The 256-nt window shown below is 68.0% G+C and carries 1 protein-coding gene; it reads right to left on the bottom strand.

Features of this window, described 5'->3' with window-relative positions; genetic code table 11:
• On the bottom strand, positions 1–256 hold a 256-nt coding region (locus tag R0J87_RS22345), incomplete at both ends, for a hypothetical protein (RefSeq protein WP_498889060.1).

Below are 256 nucleotides of genomic sequence, written 5' to 3' on the forward strand. Positions count from 1 at the left end.
CTGGCCGCCGGAATAGCGCTTGGAGGTCGAGCGGTACAGGTCGCCGATCAGCTTGAGGTCCTCGGTCACCTGCCACTGCGCGTTGGCGCCGTACAGGTCGGTGTCGACCACGCGGTGCTCGGTCTGGTTGAGCAGCTCCGGGTTCAGGCGCAGCTCCGGATCCGGGTTGTCCAGGGTCAGGCCGGTGACGATGCCGTTGCGCACGGTGACGTCGGACCAGCGCCCCGGCGAGAACAGCGGGTAGTACGACTGCTGG

This window comes from Halomonas sp. SIMBA_159 (genome assembly GCF_046536035.1).
GTDB lineage: Bacteria > Pseudomonadota > Gammaproteobacteria > Pseudomonadales > Halomonadaceae > Vreelandella > Vreelandella venusta_A.